This window comes from Psychrobacter sp., assembly GCF_018260395.1.
Lineage (GTDB): Bacteria > Pseudomonadota > Gammaproteobacteria > Pseudomonadales > Moraxellaceae > Psychrobacter.
On the sequence record NZ_JAGLBC010000255.1, the window covers coordinates 1 to 1043 of the forward strand.

1 protein-coding gene is annotated in these 1043 nt (G+C 35.2%); it reads right to left on the reverse strand.

The annotated features are described in order from the left end of the window. Positions 1 to 177 precede the first annotated feature (177 nt). On the reverse strand, positions 178 to 759 hold the full coding sequence (locus QZ265_RS10920) for a FixH family protein (RefSeq protein WP_296406111.1): 582 nt from the start codon (positions 757 to 759) through the stop codon (positions 178 to 180). Between the last annotated feature and the right edge of the window lie 284 nt (positions 760 to 1043).

The following is a 1043-nucleotide window of genomic DNA, read 5'->3' on the forward strand; positions in this document are numbered from 1 at the left end:
TAATCAGTGGTTTCATTTGAGACCAAAGTGTCAGTTCGATCTAGCATAGTCTTTGTGCCTATGATAGTGCGTAAGTTCTATAAAATTAAAAAAATACCCATCATTAATCCACTCATTGATTAATTTATAAAAAAAGAGAGCCAGTGGCTCTCTTATTTGTTTTGATCACATATGTCTTTAATCAAAAGAGCGTAAAGGTAGAAAGTTAATACGCTCCTGAGGAAGTTTGCCTACTTCACGCAGTCGCCAATTAAGCTTACCCTCGTTACTAACTTGGACATAGTACTTAGATTTTAAAGGATCAAGCTTTACGTTAGCCGTGTACTGATTACCAGTGGTATGTTTCAAAACGGTATCACGATCTTTACTAATATCGGTTGCATGAGAGATTGAGAGAGTTAGTTTATCAGGATAATATAAAGCAGTCCCATCTAAAAGTTTGCCAGATTCAAGGCTTTGCTTCGGATAATTCAAGCTAAACAAAACCTGTCCATTTTTATCAAAAACCATCTCTCCATGCAAGTCTAAATCATGTGCCAGCTTATCGCGCGACACATCTTGGTATAAAGTTTTGCCGTCCATATACCAATCGTCACGAACCACGGTATCTTTGATTTGCACAGAATAATAAACAAACCATAAACACGATACCACTACGAATAAAGGCAGACCAATGACGAAGATAATAACCATGTAATTCTTATACCAAGGTTGAGTATCTTGATGCCCATAATTACTAGGAGAAGTGGATTTTTTCATAGGACAGCCTTAAGCAGTATTCATACAATAAAGTGCCAGTTTATAGAGTTAAACCCTATTAAACTGGCGGTTTAAGCGCTAACCAATCAAAGTAAGTTAGTAGTGGTTATAAACTATACTAATCCTAACAACATTTAATCAGTCATTTTGCAAGCCATAAATAAAACATCGTTAATTTGATCATAAAAATTTAAAAACTATTAGTTTAACAACAACTATTTTATAAACCTCTTGGATTCAATTACGAAGTGCAACGGCTCCGAATCTAGATTTTACCTCGAGAG